The sequence below is a fragment of the Brachybacterium sp. HMSC06H03 genome (assembly GCF_001807385.1).
Classification (GTDB): domain Bacteria; phylum Actinomycetota; class Actinomycetes; order Actinomycetales; family Dermabacteraceae; genus Brachybacterium; species Brachybacterium conglomeratum.
In genome coordinates this window covers 1-2,442 of record NZ_KV788774.1, presented here as the reverse complement: position 1 = coordinate 2,442, position 2,442 = coordinate 1, and the positions used below count along the sequence as shown (strand labels likewise).

Annotated in this window: 2 protein-coding genes; both read left to right on the top strand. The window is 73.6% G+C overall.

The genetic code is table 11. The annotated features are described in order from the left end of the window. Positions 1-120: 120 nt before the first annotated feature. A complete protein-coding gene (locus tag HMPREF3159_RS08035; protein WP_246821564.1) occupies positions 121-702 on the top strand; it encodes a GtrA family protein in 582 nt (193 codons plus the stop codon). Between the two features lie 303 nt (positions 703-1,005). Then, positions 1,006-2,310 carry an aminotransferase class I/II-fold pyridoxal phosphate-dependent enzyme gene (locus HMPREF3159_RS08030; protein ID WP_070500561.1) on the top strand — a complete coding sequence of 435 codons (1,305 nt, stop codon included), beginning with the start codon at positions 1,006-1,008 and terminating at the stop codon, positions 2,308-2,310. The last annotated feature ends 132 nt before the right edge of the window (positions 2,311-2,442 follow it).

The window sequence follows — 2,442 nt, the reverse complement described above, 5'->3', positions numbered from 1 at the left end:
GTCGCCGCCCGTCGCAGCGGTCGGTGCCGCGCGCTCCCAGGGCCGGGCGCCGCATGCGGCGCCGCCGACCCGTCGCTGCGGCAGGTCCACGATGGTACCGGGTCCGGTACAGTGCCGGGCGTGCTGTCGCCGGACGAGACGACGGGGCGCAGCGCTCCGTCCACCACGCTCCGCGGCCCCTCCCTGTCCGAGGGCGGGACGGCCGAGCACTCCCCCGCGACGTCGGCCGGAACCCGCCGCACCCTCCGTGGCCGCGCCGGCGCGCTGGTCGACGATCATCTCCGCTCGACCCTGAAGTTCCTGGTCGTCGGCGGTCTGGTGTTCCTGCTGGACGCCGCGATGTACAACCTGCTGGTGTTCTGGCATCCCACGCAGGGCTGGGGCGAGGGGCTCATGCACGGCAGCCCGCTCACGGCGAAGGTGCTCACGATCGCGGTCGCCTCCTGCCTGACCTATCTGGGCAACCGGCTGTGGACCTTCGGGGACCGGCCCCGCCCGGACACGACCCGCTCGATCATGCTGTTCATCCTGGTCAACGTGATCGCGACGGGACTGCAGCTCGCCTGCCTGGCCTTCTCGCGGTACGTGCTGGGACTGGACTCCCCGCTCGCGGACAACATCTCCGGCACCTTCATCGGCCAGATCGTCTCGACCTCGTTCCGCTACGTCACCTACGGGCGGCTGGTCTTCCCCCGCCGTTGAGCATCGGGCCGCCCCACGCCGTGGCCGACGTCCCGGCCCGCCCGGCTCCGCCGATGCGCCCCGACCCCTCGGCCCCTCCCTCCCCACGGTCAGGCCAGGTTTTGTGCCCGCGGCGACTCACGAGCTCACCAACATGAGTCGCCACGGGCGCAGAACTTCACTGCCTTGCGCGCGTGCACGGCGAGCGTGCCTGGTGCGAGCGCACAGTCAGGACTTCCTGAGAGCGTGCGCGGTCAGCACGCCGGGTGCCCACGCACCGCGATCACTGCCGCACCGCTCCGCAGCTCTGAGAGACTCGGGCCCATGAACTCCTCCGGTCCCTGGACCCGTGCCGCCGCCGCTGCCGGCCTGCTCGTGGGCGGGTATGCCCGTCCGACCGTGTTCGCGCAGATGTCGGCGAAGGCCGCCGCCCACGACGCGCTGAACCTCGGGCAGGGTTATCCCGACGACGACCCGCCTGCGCTCGTCGCCGAGGCTGCGATCGACGCGATCCGGCGCGGCCGCAACCAGTATCCGCCGGGCGCGGGCGAGGCCGAGCTGCGCGAGGCCGTGGCCGAGCATCAGGCCAGCTGGTACGGACTGCGCTGGGACCCCGCCACGGAGGTGCTGGTCACCACCGGGGCGACGGAGGCGCTGGCCGCGACGATCCTGGCGCTGGTCGAGCCGGGCGACGAGGTGATCACCCTCGAGCCCTTCTACGACCAGTACGCGGCGCTGATCGCGCTGGCGGGCGGCGTGCACCGCACCGTCCCGATCACCTCCCGCCCCGCCGCTTCCGCGGGAGCCGACGCCTCCTCTGGCGCCTCCTCCGGCTCCGGCACGGGTTCCGACGCAGGCACCTCCCTTGGGTCCGACGACGGGGACCTGGTGCTGGACGTGGACCGCGATGCCCTGCGCGCCGCGTTCTCCGAGCGCACCCGCCTGGTTCTCGTGAACACGCCGCACAACCCCACCGGGCTGATGCTGTGGGTGGAGGCGCTGCAGGCGATCGTCGAGGAGGCGGAGCGGCACGATGCGCTGATCGTCACCGACGAGGTCTACGAGCACCTCACCTTCGGCCCCGCCCATCTGCCGCCGGCGACGCTGCCCGGGGCGCAGGACCGCACGATCTCGATCTCCTCGGCGGGCAAGACCTTCGCCGTGACCGGGTGGAAGATCGGCTGGATCACGGCGCGGGCCGAGCTGATCACGGCGATCACCGGAGTCAAGCAGTGGCTGACCTACGCCTCGGGCGCTCCCTTCCAGCCCGCGGTCGCCTCCGGGCTGCGGATGGATCCGACGGTCTTCCACGACCTCGCCGCCGATCTGCGCGCACGGCGCGACCTGCTCACCGACGGGCTGCGCCGGATCGGCTTCCGGGTGAGCGTGCCTGAGGCCGGATACTTCACGGTCGCCGACGCGGGCCCGCTCGGGGAGCCCGACGCCCGCGCCCTGGCCGAGCGCCTCCCCGAGGAGGCCGGGGTGGTCGCGATCCCGCTGTCGGCCTTCTACCGCGACGGCGAGGCCGGCGACGCCTCGTCCCATCTGCGGCTCGCCTTCTGCAAGTCGCGCGCGACGATCGAGCAGGCGCTGGAGCGGCTCGAGAGCTGGGCGGCGCCCCGCCGCTGAGCGGTCGACGGCCCGGTGGGACGACGCCGCCGGCCCGGTCGCGCTCCGACGCCGGCCCGTGCTGACGGCGCTCCCGGCCCGTCGTCCGGGCATGCGCGGCCGACGGCCCGGCCCCGTACGGCCGACGGCCCG